The 805-nt window shown below is 64.1% G+C and carries 1 protein-coding gene and 1 pseudogene; one reads left to right on the top strand and one right to left on the bottom strand.

Features of this window, described 5'->3' with window-relative positions:
* On the top strand, nt 1-488 hold a 488-nt coding region (locus EOD07_RS36170), incomplete at its 5' end, for a GMC oxidoreductase (RefSeq protein WP_245470632.1).
* A gap of 114 nt (nt 489-602) precedes the next feature.
* On the opposite strand, the pseudogene EOD07_RS37990 reads toward EOD07_RS36170, so the two are convergent.
* Nucleotides 603-805 (bottom strand): annotated as a pseudogene (locus EOD07_RS37990) (PLP-dependent aminotransferase family protein); the annotation flags it as partial.

Raw genomic sequence — 805 nt, 5'->3', positions numbered from 1 at the left:
GCTCGGTCGAACGCCACGGCATGGAACTGAACCCGTGCGTGCTGCGGCCGAAGTCGCGCGGCTCGGTGCGGCTGCGCTCGCGAAAGCCAGGCGACCCGATCCGCTTCACCACCGGCTTCCTGTCCCATGCCGACGATCTTGCGCTGTTGCTGGCAGGGATGAAGATTGCCCGCGCCATCGTGCGCCAACCGGCACTGCGCGAAGTGGTCTCCGAGGAGCTTGCGCCGGGCAAGGCGGACAACCTCGGCGACGAGGCGATAACCGACCACATCATCCGCCACGCCAAGACCGTCTACCATCCCTGCGGCACCTGCCGGATGGGAACGGACCAACAGGCAGTGGTCGATCCGCGGCTTCGCGTGCGCGGCGTGCCACGCCTGCGTATCGCCGACGCCTCGATCATGCCGCGCCTCACCAGCGGCAACACCAACGCGCCGGCGATCATGATCGGCGACCGCTGCGCCGATTTCATCCTGGGCACCTCTTGAAGCGTTAGCCGAGCCTGATCCAGGCCGCCTTCAGGTCCGTGTATTTCTCGATCGCATGCAGCGACTTGTCACGGCCGAAGCCGGACTGCTTGAAGCCGCCGAGCCAACTCTCCGCTAGGTCAGTTTGCGCAACAGGAAATCGTAGAAGCGCGCGTCGTCCGCCCTCGAGACGTTAATGCGTATTCCTTTCGCGAGCGGGTGTGTCTTGTCGACGCAAAACACGCTGCCCGGCGCGATGAAAATGCTCTCTTTCGCGCCCTCCCGCGCCAGTTCGATATCATCGATGTCCTGGGGAAGCGTGAGATACAGATAGTACC

This window comes from Mesorhizobium sp. M2C.T.Ca.TU.002.02.1.1, assembly GCF_003997225.1.
This window is presented reverse-complemented; position numbering and strand designations above follow the sequence as displayed.